The following is a 21,879-nucleotide window of genomic DNA, read 5'->3' on the forward strand; positions in this document are numbered from 1 at the left end:
GCACTGCCGCATCCGGCCTTGTCATCGGCCGGCGCGGCGGGCAGAGCGGCGCGCGTAGCGGAAAGGCGTTCGAGATGAAGGACGGCATGAACGACAGACTGGTCACGCTGATCGGCGGCGGGGGGTTCCTCGGCCGCTACGTCGCGCAGGCCCTGCTCAAGACCGGCGCGCGCGTCCGCGTGGCGCAGCGCGACCCGCGCCAGGCCTTCTTCATCAAGCCGCTCGGCGGGCTGGGGCAGACCCAGTTCGTCGCCGCCGATATCGCGCGGCCCGAGACGATCCAGCGCGCGGTCGCGGGCACGGACGCGGTGGTCAACCTGGTCGGCACCTTCGCGGGCAACCTCCAGCGCGTCCACGTCGACGGCGCGCGCATCGTCGCCGAGGCGGCGCGCGACGCGGGCGCGGCGCTGGTCCATGTCTCCGCGATCGGCGCCGACGCGGACGGCGACTCGGTCTATGCGCGCACCAAGGGCGCGGGCGAGCAGGCGGTGCGCCAGGCCGATCCGTCCGCGACGATCCTGCGCCCGTCCACCGTGTTCGGGCGCGAGGACCAGTTCCTCAACCGCTTCGCCGGGATGATCGCGCGGCTGCCGGTGGTGCCGGTGCTGCGTCCCGCGGCGCGCTTCCAGCCGGTCTATGTCGTCGACGTCGCGCAGGCGGTGTTCGCCGCCATCGCCGACCGCGACGCGCACGCCGGCCACACCTATGAGCTGGGCGGGCCCGAGGTGCTGACGATGCTCGAGCTCAACCGCCGCGTCGCCGAGCATATCGGCCGCCGCCCGCACTTCGTCACCGTGCCCGACGGCGCGGGCGCGCTGCTCGCCGCGCTGCCGCTGACGCCGATCTCGGGCGACCAGTGGAAGCTGCTCGGCCACGACAGCGTCGTCGGCCAGGGCGCCGCGGGGCTGGCCGCGCTCGGCGTCGAGCCGACCCCGATCGACGCCGTCGCGCCCAACTGGCTGGTGCGCTACCGCAAGGCGGGGCGCTTCAGCATGATCAACCAGACCGCGGGCTGATCGGCGCGCGGGAGACGCGCCGGTGAGTTCGGGGGGAGAAAGACATTGAACGACCTGCTGATCACCATCCTCCTCGGCATCGTCGAGGGGGTCACCGAGTTCCTGCCCGTCTCCTCCACCGGGCATCTCGTGCTCGCCGGCGCGCTGCTGGGGCTGAAGGAGGCCGACGCCACCTTCGACATCGTCATCCAGCTCGGCGCGATCCTTGCGGTGATCGTGCTGTTCTGGCGGCGCTTCCTGAAGGTCGGCGAAGGGCTGCTGCGGCGCGATCCGGCGGCGATCCGCTTCACCCGCAACGTGCTGCTCGGCTTCCTCCCCTCCGCGGTGGTGGGCGCGATCGCTTATTCCTCGATCCGCAAGGTGCTCGAGGCGCCCGGCATCGGGCCGACGGTGGTGGCGGTGGCGCTGATCGTCGGCGGCATCGCGATCCTGTTCATCGAGCGCACCGTCCCCCCGGCCCCCAAGAGCGAGGTGGAGACGATGTCGTGGCGCGTCGCGCTCGGCATCGGCGTGGTGCAATGCATCTCGATGATCCCGGGGGTCAGCCGCTCGGGCGCGACGATCATGGGCGCGCGCGCGATGCGCGTCGACCAGGAGACCGCCGCCGAGTACAGCTTCTTCCTCGCCATCCCGACGATGCTCGGCGCCACCACGCTGGCCTTGTGGAAGAGCCGCGATCTGCCCGGCCACGTCGATTACGGCGCGATCGCGATCGGCTTCGTCGTCGCCTTCATCGTCGCGCTGCTGGTGATCCGCTGGTTCATGGGCGTAGTGACCAAGCACGGTTTCGCGCCCTTCGCCTGGTATCGCATCGTCGCGGGCACGCTCGCGCTCATCCTGCTCGCGCTGCATTGATCCGAAGCGGACCTTCTTCTCGCGTCCGAGTGGAAGGACGCTGCGCGAGCGCGCAACAATCGAAGTTTTTACGGCAGCTTTACTGACGTATCGGCCAGAAAGTGCGTGACTCACCTATGTCGGTGTGAGACGTCGGCCATCGGAGGACACCGATGGCCGACATGCTCAAGTTCGTGGATCGCGCGCAATCCTATCCCGCCAAGCGCGGGGCGGCCGACCGCGCCGACGATTTCCGCGAAATTGCCGAGCGCTATGCCACCTCCGCGGCGGAGGACCAGGCCGGGCGCTGCTCGCAGTGCGGCGTGCCTTATTGCTCGGTTCACTGCCCGCTCCACAACCATATCCCCGACTGGCTGCGGCTCACCGCCGAGGGCCGGCTGCGCGAGGCCTATGAGCTGAGCAACGCCACCTCGACCATGCCCGAGATCTGCGGCCGCATCTGCCCGCAGGACCGGCTGTGCGAGGGCAATTGCGTGATCGAGTTCAGCGGCCACGGCGCGGTGACGATCGGCTCGGTCGAGAAGTTCATCACCGACACAGCCTGGGAAGAGGGCTGGGTCGAGCCGCTCGTCCCCGGCCCCGCGCGCGGCCAGTCGGTCGGCGTGATCGGCGCCGGCCCGGCCGGACTCACCGCGGCGGAATATCTGCGCGGCCACGGCTATGAGGTCCATGTCTACGACCGCCACGACCGCGCCGGCGGGCTGCTGACCTACGGCATCCCCGGCTTCAAGCTGGAGAAGCCGGTGGTGATGCGCCGGGTCGAGCGGCTCAAGGCGGGCGGGATCGTCTTCCACGAGGGGTTCGAGGTCGGCCGCGACGCGACGCTGGACGAGCTGCGCGCGCGCCACGATTCGCTGCTGATCGCCACCGGCGTTTATCAGGCGCGCGCGATCGATCTCGCCGGCAACGACCTGGCGGGCGTCGTTCCCGCGCTCGATTTCCTTACCGCGTCGAACCGCAAGGGCTTCGGCGACCATGTCCCCGCCTTCGAGGACGGCTCGCTCAACGCCGCCGGGCGCGACGTGGTGGTGATCGGCGGCGGCGACACCGCGATGGACTGCGTGCGCACCGCGATCCGCCAGGGCGCCAACAGCGTGAAGTGCCTCTACCGCCGCGACCGCGCCAACATGCCCGGCTCGCAGCGCGAGGTCGCCAACGCGGAGGAGGAGGGCGTCGAGTTCGTCTGGCTCGCCGCGCCCGCCAGGTTCAGCGGCGCCGAGGGCAAGGTCAGCGCGGTCGAGGTCAACCGCATGCGGCTCGGCGCGCCCGACGCGAGCGGTCGGCGCGCCCCCGAGGTCGCTCCGGGCGGCGCCGAGACGATGGCGGCGGACCTGGTGATCAAGGCGCTCGGCTTCGACGCCGAGGAACTGCCGCGGCTGTGGGACGCGGCCGAGCTGGGCGTCACGCGCTGGGGCACGGTGCTGGTGGACTCGAAGACGCTGATGACCAGCCTCGACGGCGTGTTCGCGGCGGGCGACATCGTCCGCGGCGCCAGCCTGGTGGTGTGGGCGATCCGCGACGGCCGCGACGTGGCGGCGACGATGCACCAGTATCTGAAGGCGAAGGCGAAGAGCGAGAAGGTCGCGGCGTGATCGCGCGGCCGTTTCTCCTCGCCGCACTGGCGCTGGCCGCCGCGCCGGCCGCGGCGCAGACCGGCGCGCCCGGCCCGGGTGCCATCGCCGCGCCCGAGCCGGCGCGGCTCGCCGCCGCGCGGCGCGTGCTCGACCGGCTGATGCCGCCCGCGACCCGCGCGGCGACCGTCTCCGCGATGGTCGCGCCGATGATGGCGAACATGCGCGAGGGCATGGCGCAGAGCCCGCAGCTGGGTGCGATGCTGCGCGAGAACGCCAAGATGAAGGCAGTGTTCGATCGCTTCATGGACGCGCAGGAGCAGCGCTCGCTGACGCTGATCCGTGATTCGATGCCGGGGATGGTGGAAGCGATGGCGCGCGCCTATGCGCGCCGCTTCGACGTGACGCAGCTCGGCGAGATCGAGCGCTTCTTCGCCACGCCGACCGGCGCCGCCTATGCCCAGGCGTCGATGTCGGTGATGAGCGATCCCGACGTCGCCGCCTTCCAGCGCCAGATGATGGCGGACGCGATGCGCCAGGCACAGGCGAGCACCGGCGATCTCGCCAAGGAGATCGCCGCGGTGCAGGCGGAGGCGCGGCAGTGACGCGGCACGCGCGATGAGGCTGCCGCCCGACTATGTCGCGGCGATCAAGCAGGCCGCACGCGAGGCGTTCGGCGAGGGCGCGGTGGTGCGCCTGTTTACGCGGAAGTTCGATCCCTCAGCGCGCGATCGTGCTCCGGCGATCGCCGGCGCCCCGGGGCCGTGAGCGTAACGTGCGCGGCCCTGGGCTCCTGCCTGCGCAGGAGCACTGCCGTTCAACACGGGCGCACGGCACGCCGGCGCACGATTACCCCACCCGAGTCGCGGCGCAGGCCGAGCGCGCCAATCTCGCCTCTCTCGACCTGCCCGATCTGATCGCCGGCACGCGCCGGACCCTCTCTCACCTGCGCTCCGAGGAGCTGATCCCATGACCGACACGCTCGACGCCCGCCGCCAGCACCTCGCCACCCACGGCATGTACCGCCCGGAATTCGAGGGCGACGCGTGCGGCGTCGGCCTCGTCGCGGCGACCGACGGGCGCGCCTCGCGCCGCGTCGTCCAGTCCGCGATCGACGCGCTCAAGGCGGTGTGGCACCGCGGCGCGGTCGACGCCGACGGCAAGACCGGCGACGGCGCGGGCCTCCACGTCGACCTGCCGGTGCGCTTCTTCGACGATTGCGTCGCCGCCAGCGGGCACAAGCTGCTGCCCAACCGCCTCGCGGTCGGCATGGTGTTCCTGCCGCGCACCGATCTCGGCGCGCAGGAGACCTGCCGCACCATCGTCGAGAGCGCGATCATCGAGGCGGGCTACACCATCTACGGCTGGCGCCAGGTGCCGGTGGACGTGTCGGTGATCGGGCTCAAGGCGCAGTCGACCCGCCCCGAGATCGAGCAGATCATGATCGCCGGCCCGCTGCCCGACCAGGTCTCGGCCGAGGAGTTCGAGAAGAACCTGTACCTCGTCCGCCGCCGCATCGAGAAGCGCGTGATCGCGGCGCAGATCCAGGGCTTCTACGTCTGCTCGCTGAGCTGCCGCTCGATCATCTACAAGGGGCTGTTCCTCGCGGAGAGCCTGTCGGTCTTCTACCCCGACCTGCAGGACCAGCGCTTCGAGAGCCGCGTCGCGATCTTCCACCAGCGCTATTCCACCAACACCTTCCCGCAATGGTGGCTGGCCCAGCCGTTCCGCTGCCTCGCCCACAACGGCGAGATCAACACCGTGCGCGGCAACAAGAACTGGATGCTCAGCCACGAGATCCGCATGGCCTCGATCGCGTTCGGCGAGCATTCGGAGGACATCAAGCCGGTGATCCCCGCCGGCGCGTCGGACACCGCCGCGCTCGACGCCACGTTCGAGGCGATCTGCCGCTCCGGCCGCGACGCGCCCACCGCCAAGCTGATGCTGGTGCCCGAGGCCTATTCGGACGACATGCCGCCGGCGCACCACGCGATGTACCAGTATCTCGCCTCGGTGATGGAGCCGTGGGACGGCCCCGCCGCGCTGGCGATGACCGACGGGCGCTGGGCGGTCGGCGGGGTCGACCGCAACGCGCTGCGCCCGCTGCGCTTCACCGAGACCGCCGACGGCCTGCTGATCGTCGGCTCGGAGGCGGGCATGGTGGTGGTGCCCGAGAGCACGGTGATCGCCAAGGGCCGGCTCGGGCCGGGGCAGATGATCGCGGTCGACCTGCACGAGGGCCGCGTGCTGCGCGACCGCGAGGTGAAGGACCGGATCGCCGCCGAGCAGGACTATGCCGCGATGATCGGCGAGTTCTCCACCATGGCCGACCTGCCCCCCGCGCCCGTGGACACGCTGACGCGCTACGCCCGCGCCGACCTCACGCGGCGCCAGGTGGCCGCCGGCCAGACGATCGAGGACATGGAGCTGATCCTGTCGCCGATGGTGGAGAGCGGCAAGGAGGCGATCGGCTCGATGGGCGACGACACGCCGCTCGCGGTGATCTCGGACAAGCCGCGCCTGATCAGCCAGTTCTTCCGCCAGAACTTCAGCCAAGTGACCAACCCGCCGATCGATCCCTTGCGCGAGCGCTACGTGATGTCGCTGCGCACCCGCTTCGGCAACCTCGCCAACATCCTCGACACCGAGGACCGGCGCGAGCGCGTGCTGGTGCTCGACAGCCCGGTGCTGACCTCGACCGACTGGGCGCGGCTCAAGGGCTATTTCGGCCAGGCCGCGGCCGACATCGACTGCACCTTCGAGGCGGGCGGCGGCCCCGAGAAGCTGCGCGCCGCGATCCAGCGCATCCGCAACCAGGCCGAGCAGGCGGTGCGCGAGGGCAAGAGCGAGCTGTTCCTCACCGACGAGCATATCAGCGAGGACCGCGTCGCCATCCCGGGCGTGCTCGCCGCCGCGGCGGTGCACACGCATCTCGTCCGCCGCGGCCTGCGCTCCTACGCCTCGGTCAACGTGCGCGCGGCGGAATGCCTCGACACGCATTATTACGCGGTGCTGATCGGTGTCGGTGCCACCACGGTGAACGCCTATCTCGCCGAGGCCGCGATCGCCGACCGCCACGCACGCGGGCTGTTCGGCAAATTGTCACTCGAGGAGTGCCTCGCGCGGCACAAGAAGGCGATCGAGGAGGGTCTGCTCAAGATCCTCAGCAAGATGGGGATCTCGGTGATCTCCAGCTATCGCGGCGGCTATAATTTCGAGGCGGTCGGGCTCAGCCGCAGCCTCGTCAACGATCTGTTCCCGGGCATGCCGGCGAAGATCTCGGGCGAGGGCTATGCCTCGCTCCACGTCAACGCCACCGAGCGGCACGAGGCGGCGTACGATCAGGCGGTGGCGACGCTGCCGATCGGCGGCTTCTACCGCCAGCGCCACAGCGGCGAGGCGCACGCCTATTCGGCGCAGCTGATGCACCTGCTGCAGACCGCGGTGGCGACCGACAGCTACTCGAGCTACCTGCAGTTCTCGCGCGGCGTCGCCGACCTGCCGCCGATCTACCTGCGCGACCTGCTCCAGTTCAACTTCCCCAGCGAGGGCGTGCCGGTCGACCAGGTCGAGGCGATCACCGAGATCCGCAAGCGCTTCGTCACCCCGGGCATGTCGCTCGGCGCGCTCTCGCCCGAGGCGCACGAGACGCTGGCGATCGCGATGAACCGGATCGGTGCCAAGGCGGTGTCGGGCGAGGGCGGCGAGGACAAGGCGCGCTACACGCCCTATGCCAACGGCGACAACGCCAACTCGGTGATCAAGCAGATCGCCAGCGGGCGCTTCGGCGTGACGGCGGAATATCTCAACGCCTGCGACGAGATCGAGATCAAGGTCGCGCAGGGCGCCAAGCCCGGCGAGGGCGGGCAGCTGCCCGGCTTCAAGGTGACCGAGTTCATCGCCAAGCTGCGCCACGCCACCCCGGGCGTGACGCTGATCAGCCCGCCGCCGCACCACGACATCTACTCGATCGAGGATCTGGCGCAGCTGATCTACGACCTGAAGCAGATCAACCCGCGCGCGCGCGTCTGCGTCAAGCTGGTCAGCTCGGCGGGGATCGGCACGGTCGCGGCGGGCGTGGCCAAGGCGCATGCCGACGTGATCCTCGTCTCGGGCCATGTCGGCGGCACCGGCGCTTCCCCGCAGACCAGCATCAAATATGCCGGCACGCCGTGGGAGATGGGCCTCTCCGAGGTCAATCAGGTGCTCACGCTCAACGGTCTGCGCGGGCGGATCAAGCTGCGCGCCGACGGCGGGCTCAAGACCGGGCGCGACATCGTGGTCGCCGCGATCCTGGGCGCGGAGGAGTTCGGCATCGGCACGCTCAGCCTGGTGGCGATGGGCTGCATCATGGTGCGCCAGTGCCACTCGAACACCTGCCCGGTCGGCGTCTGCACGCAGGACGAGGCGCTGCGCCAGAAGTTCGTCGGCACGCCCGAGAAGGTGATCAACCTGATGACCTTCATCGCGGAGGAGGTGCGCGACATCCTCGCCCGGCTCGGGGTGCGCAGCCTCGACGAGGTGATCGGCCGCACCGAACTGCTGCGCCAGGTCAGCCGCGGCGCCGAGCATCTCGACGATCTCGACCTCAACCCGATCCTCGCCAAGGTCGACGCCACCGACGCCGAGCGCCGCTTCTCGCTCAGCACCTTCCGCAACGAGGTGCCCGACAGCCTCGACGCGCAGATCATCAAGGACGGCGCGCCGGTGTTCTCGCGCGGCGAGAAGATGCAGCTCACCTATTCGGTGCGCAACACGCACCGCGCGGTGGGCACGCGCCTCTCCAGCGAGATCACGCGCAAGTTCGGCATGTCGACGCTGGCAGAGGGGCACGTGACGATCCGGCTGCGCGGCTCGGCGGGCCAGTCGCTCGGCGCCTTCCTGTGCCAGGGCATCACGCTCGAGGTGTTCGGCGACGCCAACGACTATGTCGGCAAGGGGCTGTCGGGCGGCACCATCGTCGTCCGCCCGGCGGTGTCCTCGCCGCTGCGCAGCCAAGAGAACACCATCCTCGGCAACACCGTGCTGTACGGCGCCACCTCGGGCAAATTGTTCGCGGCGGGCCAGGCCGGGGAGCGCTTCGCGGTGCGCAACTCGGGCGCGACCGTGGTGGTGGAGGGCTGCGGCGCCAACGGCTGCGAATATATGACCGGCGGCGTCGCGGTGGTGCTGGGCGCGGTCGGCGCCAACTTCGGCGCGGGCATGACCGGGGGCATGGCCTTCGTCTACGACGCCGACGGCAGCTTCGCGCGCTCCGCCAACCCGGAGAACATCACGTGGCAGCGAGTCGCCGCGGTGCACTGGGAGGAGCAGCTGCGCTCGCTCATCGCCGAGCATGCGGTGGCGACCGACAGCCGCTGGTCGCGCGGGCTGCTCGACGACTGGGAGCGCACGATCGGCTCGATCTGGCAGGTGGTGCCGCGCGAGATGCTGACGCGGCTGGCGCACCCGCTCGACGACGCGGAGACGCTGGTGGCGGCGGAGTGAGGGGGGCCGTCAGTCCGCCGCGCCGGTGAGCCAGGCGCGCGCGGCGGCGGCATGGTCGAACAGGCGGAGATAGGGCTGGGTCATCACGCGCGTCACCTGCCGGCGCTGGACCGCACCGGTGGCGACGATCGCGATCCGGCTCGCCTTGGGGAACAGCCGCATGTTGTCGCGAAAGGCGGCGAGCGTCTCCTGCGGCTGCGGCCCGCCGCATCCTGCCATGTCGATCAGCAGCCGATAGCCGGGGCGAAACTTCTCGGCGAGGAAGCGCGCCGTGATGTCGTGCGTATAGGCAGCGACCTCGGCCGGGGTGAAGAGCCGGTGCCAGGCGATGTCGAGCAACTGGTGGTCGTGGTGGAAGCGAGCGGTGTACATGACGCGCGACCCTGCCACCCAAGCCTTGCAGAAGACTGAAGCTTGGCCGTTGAGCCGATCGGCGCGCCGGCCTACATGACGGAGGTGGCCGCCTCGCCTCCGATCGCCGAACTGACCGACCGCGCGCGCGACATCTTCCGCCGCGTCGTCGACGGCTATCTTCACAGCGGTCAGCCGGTCGGCTCCAAGGCGCTGGCGCAGGCGGGGCTCAACCTCTCGCCCGCGTCGATCCGCAACGTGCTGGCGCAGCTCGAGGCGGCCGGGCTGCTCGCGGCGCCGCACACCTCGGCGGGGCGGATGCCGACCGAGCGCGGGCTGCGGCTGTTCGTCGACGGCATGATGCAGGCGCGCGAACCCTCGATCGAGGAGCGCGCGCAGATCGAGTCGCGCGCCGCCGCGGCCGGGCCGGTGGAGGAAGCGCTCGCCGCCACCACCGCGGCGCTGTCGGGCCTGTCCGCCTGCGCCGGGCTGGTGATGGTGCCCAAGCGCGAGGCGGTGCTGCGCTCGATCGGCTTCGTCCCGCTCGGCCCGGCGCAGGCGCTGGCGGTGCTGGTCGGCGAGGACGGCGGCGTGGAGAATCGCGTCGTCGATCTGCCCGCGGGGGTCGATGCCTCGGCGCTGGTCGAGGCGGGCAATTACATGACCGCGACGCTGGGCGGTCTGACGCTGGCGGAGGCGCGCGCGCGCGTCGAGCGCGAACTCGCCGACGGGCGCAGCGCGCTCGACACCGCCGCGCGCGCGCTGGTGGAGCGCGGGCTGGCGGTGTGGAGCGAGGATGGCGCGCGGCGCCCGGTGCTGATCGTGCGCGGGCAGGGGCGGCTGCTCGACGATGCCGCCACCGCCGATCTGGAGCGCGTGCGCGGGCTGCTCGACGATCTGGAGGGCAAGCAGGAGGTCGCGGCTCTGCTCGACTCGGCGCGCGCGGGCGACGCGACGCGGATCTTCATCGGCGCGGAGAACAAGCTGTTCGCGCTCTCGGGCTCGTCGGTGATCGCCAAGCCGTTCCGCGGGAACGACGGGCGCGTGGTCGGCGTGGTCGGGGTGATCGGCCCGACGCGGTTGAACTATGCGCGGGTCGTGCCCATGGTGGATTTCACCGCCGCGACGCTCGCCCGCCTGCTCGGGTGACGCGCGCGCCCGTGATCGACGATGCCTCAGAAGACAGGGACAGAATGAGCGACCAACCGACTTCCGACGACGATCTGCGCGAGACCACCGCCGAGGCCGCGCCCGAGGTGGCCGAGCATGACGCGCAGGCCGAGCGCATCGCCGAGCTGGAGAACCAGCTCGCCACCGCGCGCCAGGAGACGCTGTACGCGCAGGCCGACATCCAGAACGTTCGCCGCCGCGCCGAGAAGGACGCCGCCGACGCGCGCGCCTATGCCGCGACGAATTTCGCGCGCGACGTGCTGTCGGTGAACGACAATCTCGAGCGCGCGCTGGCCGCCATCCCGGCCGAGCTGCGCGAGGACGAGAAAATGAAGGGGCTGGTGACCGGGCTCGAAGCGACCGGGCGCGAGCTGGCGAGCGTGTTCGGCCGCCACGGGCTGACGCGGATCGAGGCACTGGGCCAGCCGCTCGACCCCAATCGCCACCAGGCGATGGTGGAGATGCCGAGCGACGCCGAGCCGGGCACGGTGGTGCAGGAGATGCAGTCGGGCTGGATGATCAAGGACCGGCTGCTGCGCCCCGCGCTGGTGGGAGTCGCGAAGAAGCCCGACTGAGACCGGCGCCCGCGCGCGCCGGGTCGCCGCTACGCCAGCGCCGCGATCTGCTCGGTGCGGACGCGCCCCCAGCGGAGCAGCCGCGCGTGATAGCGCGGCCAGTCCGCGCGCGCCCGCGGTCGCGCGGCGGCGAGGCGGAGCGGCAGCCACGCCTCCGCCGCGCGCAGTCCCGGCGTCGCGGCGGTGCGCGCCAGGTCGCTCGCGAAGGGCGCGAAATAGACCGCCTCGCCCATCAGCGCCCGCTGGTCCGCCAGCACCGCCGACTCGCTCCGGCCCTCCAGGTGGAGCGCGACGTCGCCCAGCCCGCGCAGCACGCGGAACAGCATCCAGTGCAGATGGCCGAGCGCGTCACGCGGGTCCGCGAACAGCCCCGCGGCATCGGCGAGCGTCTCGGCATAGCTGCCCCAGCCCTCGACGAAGGCGGCGGCGTAGCGCAGCCGCAGCGGGTGCGGCGCGGCGAGCGCCTCGAGCGGCAGCTGCGCCATATGGCCGGGCAACAGCTCGTGCGCGACCACGCTGGGCAGCGTCCAGCGCGGCCGCCGTCGGATCTCACGCAGGTCGACGACATAGCCGCCGCGCTGCCCCGGCGCGGGCAGCACGCGATGCCCGCCGGTCCCCGCGGCGATCTCGGCGGCATCGAGCGCGCGCAGCTCGAGGTCGCGGCAGATGGGCGGCAGCGCGCCGAGGAGCGCGGGGACGCGCGAGGTGATCGCGTCCAGCGTCGCGCGCATGCCCGCCACCGCGGCGGCGCGTCCCGCGGCATCGTCGGCGAACGGCCCGGCGGGGTCGCACCACATCGCCTCATAGCGCGCACCCAGCGTCGCCGGCGCGACCCCCAACGAGTCGAACAGCCGCGTCGCACGCGCGACATAACGGTCGCGCGCCACCGCCAGCGCGCGCGCCACCGCATCGGGGGCGGCATCGTCGCCCGCGGCACGGCGCAGCCCGAGCGCGAAGCGTTCCGCCGGGCGCGTCGCCGCGGCGAGCGCGCGGTCGACGCGCAGTCCCGCGCGCGCCGCGTCGAGGTCGAGCCGCACCCCCGTCGCGGTGCCCCGTGCGCTCACCCCCGCGAGCCGGCGCAACGCCGCGTCGGGCGCGAGCGTCGCCGCCGCGTCGAGCGCCGCCCGGAGCGCGGCGTCGGCGCCGGTCGGCGGCACGATCGCGGCGGCGCCGAGCGCGGCGAGGACGCGGCGGCGCGCGACGATCATCGCGGCGCCAGCGCGACGCGGTTGTTGCGCCGGGTCACCTCGGGGGCGTCGTCGGGCAGCGCCACCTCGACCGACGCGGCGCGCGCGCGCGGCACCGTCAGCCGCACGATCGCGGTGCGCGGGCGCAGGTCGGCCGGCGCCTCCAGCGGCGGGATCGGCGCCTCGGCGAGCACCGCCCCCGCGGCGTCGCGCACGGTCAGCCGCCCGCCGGCGCTCGCGCGCGCGCCGAGGCCGTGGACCGTCACCGCGAGCCGGTCGCCGCGCCACGCCACGTCGTCCGCGCCGATGCCGAGGTCGGGCCGCTGCTCGACCGGATCGGTCGGGGTGACGAGCGCGAGATCGTAGACGGTGGTGGTGTGCGGCGCGAAGACGAGCGCGGCGTCGCTGCCGCGCTCCAGCGCGACGCTCGACTCGCCCGCGTCGGGCAGCAGCGTGCGGCCCCCGTCGGTGCTGGTGGCGCGGCGGATGGTCCAGCGCCCCGCGGTGACGTTCCACGCGGTCATGGTCGCGCGCTGCGGCGTGTCGGTGCGATTATAGGCGATCACGCGGACGCGCTCGCGCGTCGCGCCGGGCAGCAGGAGCGCGACCTGCTCGGCCGCGCCGGGGGTGTCGAAGCGCCAGCTCACGCTATGTCCCGGCCAGGTCTGGTTGCGCCGCAACGCGATGCCGCCGAGCCGCTCGCGCTGGAGGATCTCGCTGGGCTGCTCGACCCGGTCGGACCACCAATGACCCTCGGTGTACATATATTCGTGCTGCGCCTTGTCGGCGATCGCCTCGGCGTGGAGCGCCTCGAGCGGGGTGGGGTCGCCGGTCGCGTCCCATGCCGCCCAGCGCGCGAACGGGTCGGTCTTGCCGGCCGCGGCCATGCCCGCGCGCAACGCGGCGCCGTCGGGCAGCGCGGTGAAGCCATTCTCGTTGAACTCGACCAGCGCGCCCGGCCCCGCCTGCGCGAGCCGTGACTCGATCGGGCGGAGATAGCGCGCGTCGCCGGTGAAGCGCCACGCGCTCCACGCGCTCTGCAACGGGGTGGTGACCCCGCCGCCGTCGCCGCTGCGCTCGGCGTCGCTGTCCCAGTGGATCTCGTTGGGATAGGTCCAGCGTCCGTCGGCGCCGCGGCGCGCGTGCGCCATCCAGCCGTCGACCACCCCCGTCACCAGCCCGCGCGCCGCCGCGCTGCCGTTGTAGAGGCCGAGCAGGATCGGCCCGTGCATCACGGTGAAGCTGTACGGCTTCTGCCACGCCCAGGCGGGATCGCGGTAGATCGTCCGGCCGCCATACCAGTTGGAGGAGAAATGCAGGTGCCCGGCCGGGTTGCGCCGGATCACCCGCTGCAGCGCGCGCGTCGTCTCCATCAGCCGCTCGAGCGCCTTGGGTTCGCCCCAGTTGAGGTACAGCCGCTGCGCGTCCGAGTTGAGCCCTTCCTCATAGGCGTGGAGCTCGTCGGTGGTGATCGTCCCCAGGCCGTCGGTCTTCATGCCATTGGCGTAGACCGCGTCGGACAGAGCGCGCAGCGAGGCGTTGATCTTGTCGGGCTCGACCCCCATCAGCGCCAGCCCGGGCCATTGCTGGGTGAGGTCGGTGTCGTCGGAGAGGCCCCCGCCGAAATCGCCGTAGGGTACCTGGCGCCGGTCGATCCACCAGTCGACGAAGCGCCGCACGTAGCGCAGGTCCTCGAGCTGACGGAACGCCCACAGCGGCTCCCCCGCGCGCGGCATCGGCTGGGTGAAGGCGGGCAGGTTCTCGGGACGATAATCGATGTCGGCCCAGTAAGCGCGCGCCTGTTCGTGATCGGGCGCGACGCGCAGCAGGTCGGTGATGTCGGCGAACAGGCGGCGGTACAGTGCCATCCGCTGGGAGGCGGTATGTTCCTCGACCAGGAAGCCCCAATTGTCCTTCACCTGGTTGAACCGGTCGGCGACATGCTCGGCCAGCGCCTCGGCGCGCGGCTTGAACACCAGCCGCACGCGCGCACCGTCGAGGCTGGTCGCGGAGAAGCCGGGGTCGGACGCGGCGACCGTCAGATACAGGCTGTCGTGCGACAGCAGCCGGTCGCGAAGATCGAGCCACACGGTACGCGGCTCACCTGGCCGAACGCTGACCGACAGGTCGATCAGGTCGCGCTCGGGCCAGAGCGGGTCCTTGACCCGGATCGCCAGCGCGACCGGCGCGCTGCCGGTCAGCGCGGGCAGATCGAGCGCGATTCCGTCGAGCCCGTCGTGGAGGTTCTGCCAGCCATAGTCAAACGCGCGCGCGACCGGCCGGTCGGGGTCGGCGTCGCCGAGGCTGGCGGGGATCAGCACATGGACCAGCGGTGCGAGCCCGGCGGGGCGCACCGCCGCTCCCCCGCCGCCCGCCGCGCCGGCGCCGACCGCGGCGCGCACCCCCGCGGTCGGCATCGCCACCACGGTGGCGCGCTCCTCGGGGGCGTAGCGCCCCGCGATGAACGCGTTGAGCGGCGCCAGCGCGGCGAGCGTCGGCGCCACGGCGGCGCGGACGGTATAGTCGAGCGTCAGGCTCCCCGCGGGCACGGTGCCGGCGCCGACGTCATAGGCCCAGATCTCCTGGATCGGCTGCTCCGGCATCGCGTTGGTGAAATGAAGCACGCCGCCCTGCCGCGGCGCGACCGCGTCGACGCTGCGCACCACGCCGCGCGCGCGCGTCGCGAGCGCGGTCTCCTTCGCACCGGGCGCGGCGCTCCAGCCCAGCGTGCCATAGGCCGCGCCGCGCAGCTCGATCCGGTTGAAGCGCTCGCCCGCGGGGACGGTCAGGTCGTAGCGGCGCCCCCCCTCGACATAGGTGTTCCAGTCGGGCAGCTCGAAATAATCGTCGCGCCCCGGCAAGCGCGAGCGATTGTAGACGCCCGGCCAGGTCGTCTCGGCGATGCCGTCGACGCCTTTCCACATCCATTGTTTCAGGTCTTTGGCATCGGCGAACTCGACCTTGCGCACGCGCGTGACCGGCGCGGTGAGCAGCGGCGGGCGCTGCCGGTCCCAGCCATAGCGATGCAGCCAGGCGGCGCGCACGGCGGCGGGGTCGGGCGCGGGAAGCGGGCCGGGCTCCTGCCGCGCCGCCAGTCGCGCGACGTTGCCGGGCGCGAGCGCGCGGTCGTAGACGCGGATCTCGTCCAGGTCGGAGCCGCGCATGAAATTGTAGCGGCTCTGCACCTGATGCGGCGCCATCACGCGCCCCGCCAGGCCGAACTGGTCGAGCCCCGAGTCGAGATCGGCGCGCTGGTCGCGACGCGCCACCTCGCGCCCGTCGACATACAGGCGCACGCCCAGCGTCTCGTCCCAGGCGAAGGCGATATGCTGCCACGCGGTCGCCGCGGGCGGCTGGGGCATCCGCCACGAGACGCGCAGCCGCGACAGATTGGCGTCTGTGACGAAGGCGTCGAAGCCGTGGCCGTTCCAGTCGATCCGCAGGAACGCCGCGTCCCAGCTGCTGTGATCGCCGAAGCCGGCGCGGAAGATCACGAAGGGGACGGTGCCGAGCGGCGCGCGCGCGCGCCAGAAGAAGGCCAGCGTTCCGCGCGCCGCGCGCATGTTGCCGGGCGCGCGCCAGGCGACATAGCCGTCGTCGGCCCAGCGTGCCGCACCGCCGATCGCGCCGTCGCGGACGATGTCGACCTTGGCGCGGAAATTGGGGACGGGATCGCCGCCCGCGATCTCGGCGGTCAGGTCGGTGTCCACCGAGGCGCGGAACAGCAGCCCGTCGCGCGCCGGCTGCGACCGCGCCGCCCCCGCGGCGAGCGCGGCGGCGAGCGCGAGCGTGGCGCGGAAGGCGCGGCGGCGCATCGTCCGGCGCGCGGTCAGAGCGCGTCGACCCGCGCCAGCCGCGGGCTGAGCAGATGCACCACCGCGACCGCGATCAGATAGACGCTGCCCGCCACCGCGAAGATGATCGAGTAGCTGCCCGTGGTCTGCAGGATATAGCCGGTGAACTTGGCCATCATCATGCCGCCGATCGCGCCCATCGTCCCGCCGATCCCCACCACCGAGCCGACCGCGCCGCGCGGGAACATGTCCGACGGGATGGTGTAGAGGTTCGCCGAGAAGGCCTGATGCGCCGCGGTGGCGAGCCCGACGATCGCGACCGCGAGCCACAGATTGTCGACATATTGCGCGAAGAAGATCGGGGTGACGAGGAAGGCGCACACCAGCATCGTCCACTTGCGCGCGGCATTGGCGGTGAAGCCGCGCCGCATCAGCCGCGACGAGGACCAGCCCCCCGCGACGCTGCCCAGATCCGAGATCAGATAGATCACCACCAGCGGCGGCCCGAAGCTGACCAGATCGAGATGATAGGTCTTGGCGAGGAAGTCGGGCGTCCAGAACAGGAAGAGCCACCAGACCGGGTCGATCAGGAACTTGCCCAGCGCATAGGCCCAGGTCTCGCGATAGCCGAGCAGCCGCAGCCAGCCGATCCGCTCCACCGTGTCGGCGGGGTCGCTCTCGATATGCGCGAGCTCGGCGGCGGAGACGCGCCGGCTCTCGCGCGGGCGGCGGTACAAGGCGACCCAGGCGACCAGCCACACCAGGCTGACCACGCCGGTGACGATGAAGGCCATCCGCCAGCCGAAGGCGAGCGTGATCGCGGGCACGATCAGCGGGGTGATGACCGCGCCGACATTGGCGCCCGCGTTGAACACCCCGGTCGCGAGCGCGCGCTCGCGCGCCGGGAACCACTCGGTCACCGCCTTGAGCCCGGCGGGGAAGTTGCCGCTCTCGCCGATCCCCAGCACGAACCGCGCGACCGAGAACTGGAAGGCGGTGCCGACGAAGCCGCACAGGGTGTGCCCGATCGTCCAGATCACGAAGGCGATCGAATAGCCCAGCCGCGCGCCGACCAGGTCGACGATCCGACCGAAGCTGAGATAGCCGATCGCATAGGCCGCCTGGAACCAGAAGATGACGTCGGCATAGGTCGTCTCCGACCAGCCGAGCTCGGCCGAGATGGTCGGCTTGAGCACGCCGATCATCTGGCGGTCGACATAGTTGATCGCGGTCGCCGCGAACAGCAGCGCGCAGATCACCCAGCGATAGCGCCCGACGCTCGCGCTGGCGCCGGCGACCGCCGGCGGGTCGATCTGGGCCATCGGTCCTCCTCTCTCCCGCGCGGCCGGTTGATCCGGCCGTCGCGTCATTGTGCGGCGATCATGCAGCCGATCGTCCATCGTCCGTCGAAGCGCGCCGCGACGCTGTCCCCGACCGCCACGGGATGTACCCCCGTCACCGCGCCCGTCGAGATCCATTGTCCCGGTTCCGCCGCGATCCCGCGCGAAGCGAGATGCTCGAACAGGAAGCGCGCCGCGCCGAACGGGCCGTCGAGCATCGTTGCGGCGGTGCCGGTGCCGATCACCGACCCGTTGATCCGCAGCTCGACCGGCCAGTCGTTGAGTTCGAGGTCGCGCCAGTCGGGGATCGCGGCGCCAACGACCAATCCGTTGTTGTTGCCGAAGTCGGCGATCGTCACGGTGGGGCCGTGATCGTTGATCCCGGGGAAAGGCGAGCTGGCGATCTCGATCCCGACATGGACCGCATCGATCAGCGCGCGCGCCGCGTCGAGCGTGAACAGCCGCTGTTCGGGATCGGGCGCGTGCCCGATGCGGAGCAGGAACTCGGCCTCGGCGGCGCCGAACCCGCCCGCGAAGATCGGCATCGCGGCGCCGTCGCCGACCACCACCTGATCGGCGAAGATCGGTCCGGCGAGTCGGTCCTTGCCCTCGCGTGGCGGGTTGATGCGCCCGACCTTCCACCCGGCGACTCGCCGGCCATCGAGCGCGAGGGCGGCATCCTGCACCGCATAAGCCGGGCCGAGCGCGGGTGGCACCGCGCCGGGGAAGGCGGGCAGCGCGACGGCGCGGCGCCGCGCCTCCACGAAGGCGCGCGCGATCTGCTGAGTCTCGCTGTCCGACCCCACCTATGCCCCTCCCGCCCGGTTCTTCTCTCCTCGCCGGCGTATGGGAAACCGGTGTCATTGGCAAGGGCGGGATATGACAGGCGCTGCCGTTACGGCTCAGCCGGCCGCCGAGATCACAATGTCACGCCGCGCTTCCAGATCGCGATCTCGCGCTCGCCGTTGCGCTCGGCGGCGGTGGGATCGCCCGCGGCGATCGCGAGCAGCCGCGTCAGCAGCGCGTCGGTCGCCTCGGCGAAGCCCTGCGTCAGCACCGCGCCCGCGTCGAAATCGATCCAGCCCGGCTTGCGCGCCGCCAGCCCGCTGTTCGACGCGATCTTCACCGTGGGCACGGGGAAGCCGAGCGGGGTGCCGCGCCCGGTGGTGAACAGGATCACCGTCGCTCCCGCCGCCGCCAGCGCGGTGGACGAGACCGCGTCATTGCCCGGTGCCTCCAGCAGCGTCAGCCCGCGCCCGCGCGCCGCTGCGCCATAGCCGATCACGTCGCTGACCGGGGCACGGCCCGCCTTCTGCACCGCGCCGAGCGATTTCTCCTCCAGCGTGGTGATCCCGCCCGCGACGTTGCCGGGCGAGGGATTCTCCGACACCGGCTCGCCGTGATCGAGGAAATAGCGTTTGAAGCCGTTGACCAGCCCGGTGATGTCCTCGAACACGCGCCGGTCGGCGGCGCGGTCCATCAGCATCTGCTCGGCGCCGAAGATCTCGGGGATCTCGGTGAAGATCACGCTGCCGCCCGCCGCCACCACGCGGTCGCTGATCCGGCCCACCAGCGGGTTGGCGGTGAGCCCCGACAGGCCGTCGGATCCGCCGCACTTAACCCCCAGCACCAGCTCGTCGAGCGCGCAGGGCACGCGCGGCGCGCGCGCCCGCTCGGCCAGGTCGGCGACGATCGCGACGCCCTCGGCGACCTCGTCCGCGCTCGACTGCGCGGTCAGCGCGCGGACGCGGTCGCGCGCGGCGGCCGGGATCGCCTCGATCAGCGCGGCGACCTGATTCTCCTCGCAGCCGAGCCCGACGATCAGCACGCCGCCCGCGTTGGGATGCGCCGCCAGCGCGGCGAGGATCGCGCGCGTCCCGCCCAGATCCTGCCCGAGCTGCGAACAGCCGTGCGGGTGGGTGAAGGCGTGGACGCCATCGACCGCATCGCCGACCAGCGCCGCGGCGCGCGCCGCGATCCGCTCGGCGGTACGCGCGACGCAGCCGACCGTCGGCAGCACCCAGATCTCGTTGCGCGTCGCCACGCGTCCGTCGGCACGGCGATAGCCGAGGAAGGAGGCGGCGGGGGCGCGCTCCAGCGTCGCGGCGGGGGCGGGCGCGTAGCGATAGTCGAGCGTGGCGTCGAGCGCGGTGGCGAGATTGTGCGCGTGGACATGCTCGCCCGGGCGGATCGCGGCGGTGGCATGGCCGATCGGATAGCCGTATTTGATCACCGCCTCGCCCGGCGCGAGCGCGGTCACCGCGACCTTGTGCCCGCGCGCGACGTCCTGCGCGAGCGTCACGACCGCGTCGCCCAGCGTCACCGCCTCGCCCGCGTGCGCGTCGTCGATCAGGGTGGCGACGCTGTCGCCGGGCGCGATCTTGAGGGCGCTGGCCATGTCACCTCCGGGCTCGTGCTGGGAACCGGTGGCAGCCACGGCGAACCGGTGACATTCCCGGTAGCGCAAGGCTGGCCGCGGCGCCAGTGCGGCTCTACACGAGGGTGATGCAGAAGACCGGGCAACCGACGATCAACGACGTGGCACGGATCGCGGGCGTGTCGAAGAAGACCGTCAGCCGCGTCATCAACCGCTCGCCGCTGCTCAACGAGGAGACCCGCCGCCGCGTCGAGGAGGTGGTGGCGGACCTGGGCTATATCCCCAACCCGCAGGCGCGCGCGCTGGCGCTGCGGCGCAATTTCCTGGTCGGCCTGGTGCATGACAATCCCAACGCGCAGACGGTCATGAACGTCCAGCAGGGGATGCTGGAGGCGCTCCACGGCACCGAGTTCGAGATGGTGGTGCGCCCGCTCGACCGCGGGTCGGCGACGATGCTCGACGACCTGCGCCACTTCCTCGAGCGCCAGCGCCTGTTCGGCGTGCTGCTGATGCCGCCGATCAGCGAGAACGACAGCGTCGCCGCGCTGTGCGACGACATCGGCTGCCGCTACGTGCGGATGGGCTCGGCCGCGCTCGACGACGCGCAGCATATGGTCGCCTCCAACGATCGCGAGGCGGTGCGCGGCGCGACCGGCTATCTGATCGAGCAGGGGCATCGCCGCATCGGGCTGGTCGGCGGCCCGCACGGCTTCCGCTCGGCGCGCGAGCGGCGGCTCGGCTTCGAGGAAGCGCTGGCCGCGGCGGGGATCGCGCTGCCGCGCTCGATGATCGCGGACGGCAATTACACGTTCGACTCGGGGCTGGTCGCGGCCGAGCGGCTGCTCGACCTGGTGCCGCGGCCGACCGCGATCTTCTCCTCCAACGACGAGATGGCCGCGGGCGTGATCCACGCCGCGCGCCAGCGCGGGCTGGAGATACCGCGCGACCTGTCGATCATCGGCTTCGACGACACGCCGATCGCCGCGCATGTCTGGCCGCCGCTCACCACGGTGCGCTGGCCGATCGCCTCGATGGCGCGGTCGGCCGCGCTCAAGCTGATCGCGGGCGTGGAGGAGGAGGCGGTGGTGGAGGAGCCCTCCTTGTTCCTCTCGACGCTGATCCGCCGCGGCTCGGTCGCGCCGCCGCGCGACTGAGCAGGGTTGCGCGTCGGTCTGACACCGGTTACCAATCCGGCGAGGCGCGACATGCGCGGGGAGAGGTGGCGGCGGCGCGCGGGTGCGTCTTGCCGCGGCATCGGCTAGCCCAGCCCCGCGCGTGCGCCGCGCGCTACGCCACGGGAGCCCAGCATGTACGATCGCACCTATTACGCCACCCACCCCGACATGATGGCGTGCGTGTCGAACGAGGAGTTGCGCGACCGCTATCTCGTCTCGGGCTTGTTCCGGGCGGGCGAGTGCGTGCTCAACTATACCCATGCCGACCGGTTCGTGATCGGCGGAGTCGCGGTGGCGGGCGACGACGTGGTGCTGCCCGCGCAGCAGGAGCCCGCCGCCGCGGCGGGTCATCCGTTCCTTGAGCGGCGCGAGTTGGCGATCGTCAACGTCGGCGCGGTCGCGGGGGCGGTCACCGTCGACGGCGAGCGTTTCGAGCTGGGCAACAAGGATTGCCTGTACGTCACGATGGGCGCGCGCGACGTCGTCTTCTCGGGCGAGGGGGCGCGCTTCTATCTCGCCTCCTGCCCGGCGCATCGCGCCTTCGCGACGCGCAAGCTGGGGATCGCCGATGCCAATGCGCTGGAGCGCGGCAGCCTCGCCGAGTCGAACGAGCGCACGATCTTCCAGCTCGTCATCCCCGGCGTGTGCGACAGCGCGCAGCTGGTGATGGGGCTGACGGTGCTCAAGCCGGGCAGCGTGTGGAACACGATGCCGCCGCACGTCCACGAGCGCCGCAGCGAGATCTATTTCTACTTCGAGCTCGACGATCTCGCGACCGACCGCGTCATGCACTTCATGGGCGAGGGCGCCGCGACCCGCCACATCGTGATGCAGAACGAGGAAGCGGTGATCTCGCCGCCCTGGTCGATCCACATGGGGGCGGGCACCAAGAGCTACGCCTTCATCTGGGCGATGGCGGGCGAGAACCAGGATTACACCGACATGACCGTCCTCGACATCTGCCAGCTGGCGTGAGCGCGA

The 21,879-nt window shown here is 71.8% G+C and carries 16 protein-coding genes; 10 read left to right on the forward strand and 6 right to left on the reverse strand.

Going from position 1 to position 21,879, the window contains the following annotated elements; all coding sequences use genetic code 11:
* Positions 1 to 86: 86 nt before the first annotated feature.
* The 6 genes from EV292_RS14510 to gltB all read left to right on the forward strand — a co-directional run bounded on the left by EV292_RS14510 (position 87) and on the right by gltB (position 8,929).
* Positions 87 to 1,016 carry a complex I NDUFA9 subunit family protein gene (locus EV292_RS14510; protein WP_132909945.1) on the forward strand — a complete coding sequence of 310 codons (930 nt, stop codon included), beginning with the start codon at positions 87 to 89 and terminating at the stop codon, positions 1,014 to 1,016.
* 45 nt (positions 1,017 to 1,061) lie between these two features.
* Complete coding sequence (locus EV292_RS14515) at positions 1,062 to 1,871, forward strand: undecaprenyl-diphosphate phosphatase (RefSeq protein WP_132909946.1); 810 nt, start codon at positions 1,062 to 1,064, stop codon at positions 1,869 to 1,871.
* A 152-nt stretch (positions 1,872 to 2,023) separates the two neighbouring features.
* Positions 2,024 to 3,463 carry an NAD(P)-dependent oxidoreductase gene (locus tag EV292_RS14520; protein ID WP_132909947.1) on the forward strand — a complete coding sequence of 480 codons (1,440 nt, stop codon included), beginning with the start codon at positions 2,024 to 2,026 and terminating at the stop codon, positions 3,461 to 3,463.
* Entirely contained in the window at positions 3,460 to 4,047 is a 588-nt protein-coding gene (locus EV292_RS14525; RefSeq protein ID WP_132909948.1) for a hypothetical protein, read from the forward strand. The genes EV292_RS14520 and EV292_RS14525 overlap by 4 nt, the downstream gene beginning before the upstream one ends.
* Positions 4,048 to 4,060: 13 nt before the next feature.
* Positions 4,061 to 4,210, forward strand: coding sequence for a hypothetical protein (locus EV292_RS22695; protein WP_165927124.1), 150 nt, complete (start codon positions 4,061 to 4,063; stop codon positions 4,208 to 4,210).
* A 201-nt stretch (positions 4,211 to 4,411) separates the two neighbouring features.
* Positions 4,412 to 8,929, forward strand: a complete 4,518-nt coding sequence (gene gltB, locus EV292_RS14530) for a glutamate synthase large subunit (protein ID WP_132909949.1) — start codon at positions 4,412 to 4,414, stop codon at positions 8,927 to 8,929.
* Between the two features lie 9 nt (positions 8,930 to 8,938).
* On the opposite strand, the gene EV292_RS14535 is transcribed toward gltB, so the two are convergent.
* The gene (locus tag EV292_RS14535; RefSeq protein WP_132909950.1) at positions 8,939 to 9,301 is read right to left on the reverse strand and encodes an STAS/SEC14 domain-containing protein; all 363 of its coding nucleotides are present in this window, start codon (positions 9,299 to 9,301) and stop codon (positions 8,939 to 8,941) included.
* 75 nt (positions 9,302 to 9,376) lie between these two features.
* Here EV292_RS14535 and hrcA point away from each other — a divergent pair, with 75 nt between their 5' ends.
* Together hrcA and grpE are read left to right on the forward strand one after the other, a co-directional pair.
* Positions 9,377 to 10,429 carry a heat-inducible transcriptional repressor HrcA gene (gene hrcA / locus EV292_RS14540; protein ID WP_132910068.1) on the forward strand — a complete coding sequence of 351 codons (1,053 nt, stop codon included), beginning with the start codon at positions 9,377 to 9,379 and terminating at the stop codon, positions 10,427 to 10,429.
* A 44-nt stretch (positions 10,430 to 10,473) separates the two neighbouring features.
* Complete coding sequence (gene grpE, locus EV292_RS14545) at positions 10,474 to 11,025, forward strand: nucleotide exchange factor GrpE (RefSeq protein ID WP_132909951.1); 552 nt, start codon at positions 10,474 to 10,476, stop codon at positions 11,023 to 11,025.
* 29 nt (positions 11,026 to 11,054) lie between these two features.
* On the opposite strand, the gene EV292_RS14550 is transcribed toward grpE, so the two are convergent.
* The 5 genes from EV292_RS14550 to EV292_RS14570 all read right to left on the reverse strand — a co-directional run bounded on the left by EV292_RS14550 (position 11,055) and on the right by EV292_RS14570 (position 19,744).
* Positions 11,055 to 12,233, reverse strand: coding sequence for a DUF885 family protein (locus EV292_RS14550; RefSeq protein WP_132909952.1), 1,179 nt, complete (start codon positions 12,231 to 12,233; stop codon positions 11,055 to 11,057).
* Positions 12,230 to 16,027 (reverse strand): LamG-like jellyroll fold domain-containing protein, encoded by a 3,798-nt coding sequence (locus EV292_RS14555; RefSeq protein WP_132909953.1) that lies wholly within the window; start codon positions 16,025 to 16,027, stop codon positions 12,230 to 12,232. Before EV292_RS14555 ends, EV292_RS14550 begins: the two co-directional genes overlap by 4 nt.
* A gap of 14 nt (positions 16,028 to 16,041) precedes the next feature.
* Positions 16,042 to 17,328: an MFS transporter gene (locus EV292_RS14560; protein ID WP_132909954.1), complete on the reverse strand. Its 1,287-nt coding sequence runs from the start codon at positions 17,326 to 17,328 to the stop codon at positions 16,042 to 16,044.
* 44 nt (positions 17,329 to 17,372) lie between these two features.
* Positions 17,373 to 18,152 (reverse strand): 2-keto-4-pentenoate hydratase, encoded by a 780-nt coding sequence (locus EV292_RS14565; protein ID WP_132909955.1) that lies wholly within the window; start codon positions 18,150 to 18,152, stop codon positions 17,373 to 17,375.
* A 113-nt stretch (positions 18,153 to 18,265) separates the two neighbouring features.
* Positions 18,266 to 19,744 (reverse strand): altronate dehydratase family protein, encoded by a 1,479-nt coding sequence (locus EV292_RS14570; RefSeq protein WP_132909956.1) that lies wholly within the window; start codon positions 19,742 to 19,744, stop codon positions 18,266 to 18,268.
* 107 nt (positions 19,745 to 19,851) lie between these two features.
* On the opposite strand from EV292_RS14570, the gene EV292_RS14575 reads away from it, so the two are divergent.
* Together EV292_RS14575 and kduI are read left to right on the forward strand one after the other, a co-directional pair.
* Positions 19,852 to 20,877: a LacI family DNA-binding transcriptional regulator gene (locus EV292_RS14575; protein WP_132909957.1), complete on the forward strand. Its 1,026-nt coding sequence runs from the start codon at positions 19,852 to 19,854 to the stop codon at positions 20,875 to 20,877.
* 153 nt (positions 20,878 to 21,030) lie between these two features.
* Positions 21,031 to 21,873: a 5-dehydro-4-deoxy-D-glucuronate isomerase gene (gene kduI / locus EV292_RS14580; RefSeq protein WP_132909958.1), complete on the forward strand. Its 843-nt coding sequence runs from the start codon at positions 21,031 to 21,033 to the stop codon at positions 21,871 to 21,873.
* Positions 21,874 to 21,879: the final 6 nt, after the last annotated feature.

Source organism: Sphingomonas sp. BK235, assembly GCF_004345855.1.
Classification (GTDB): domain Bacteria; phylum Pseudomonadota; class Alphaproteobacteria; order Sphingomonadales; family Sphingomonadaceae; genus Sphingomonas.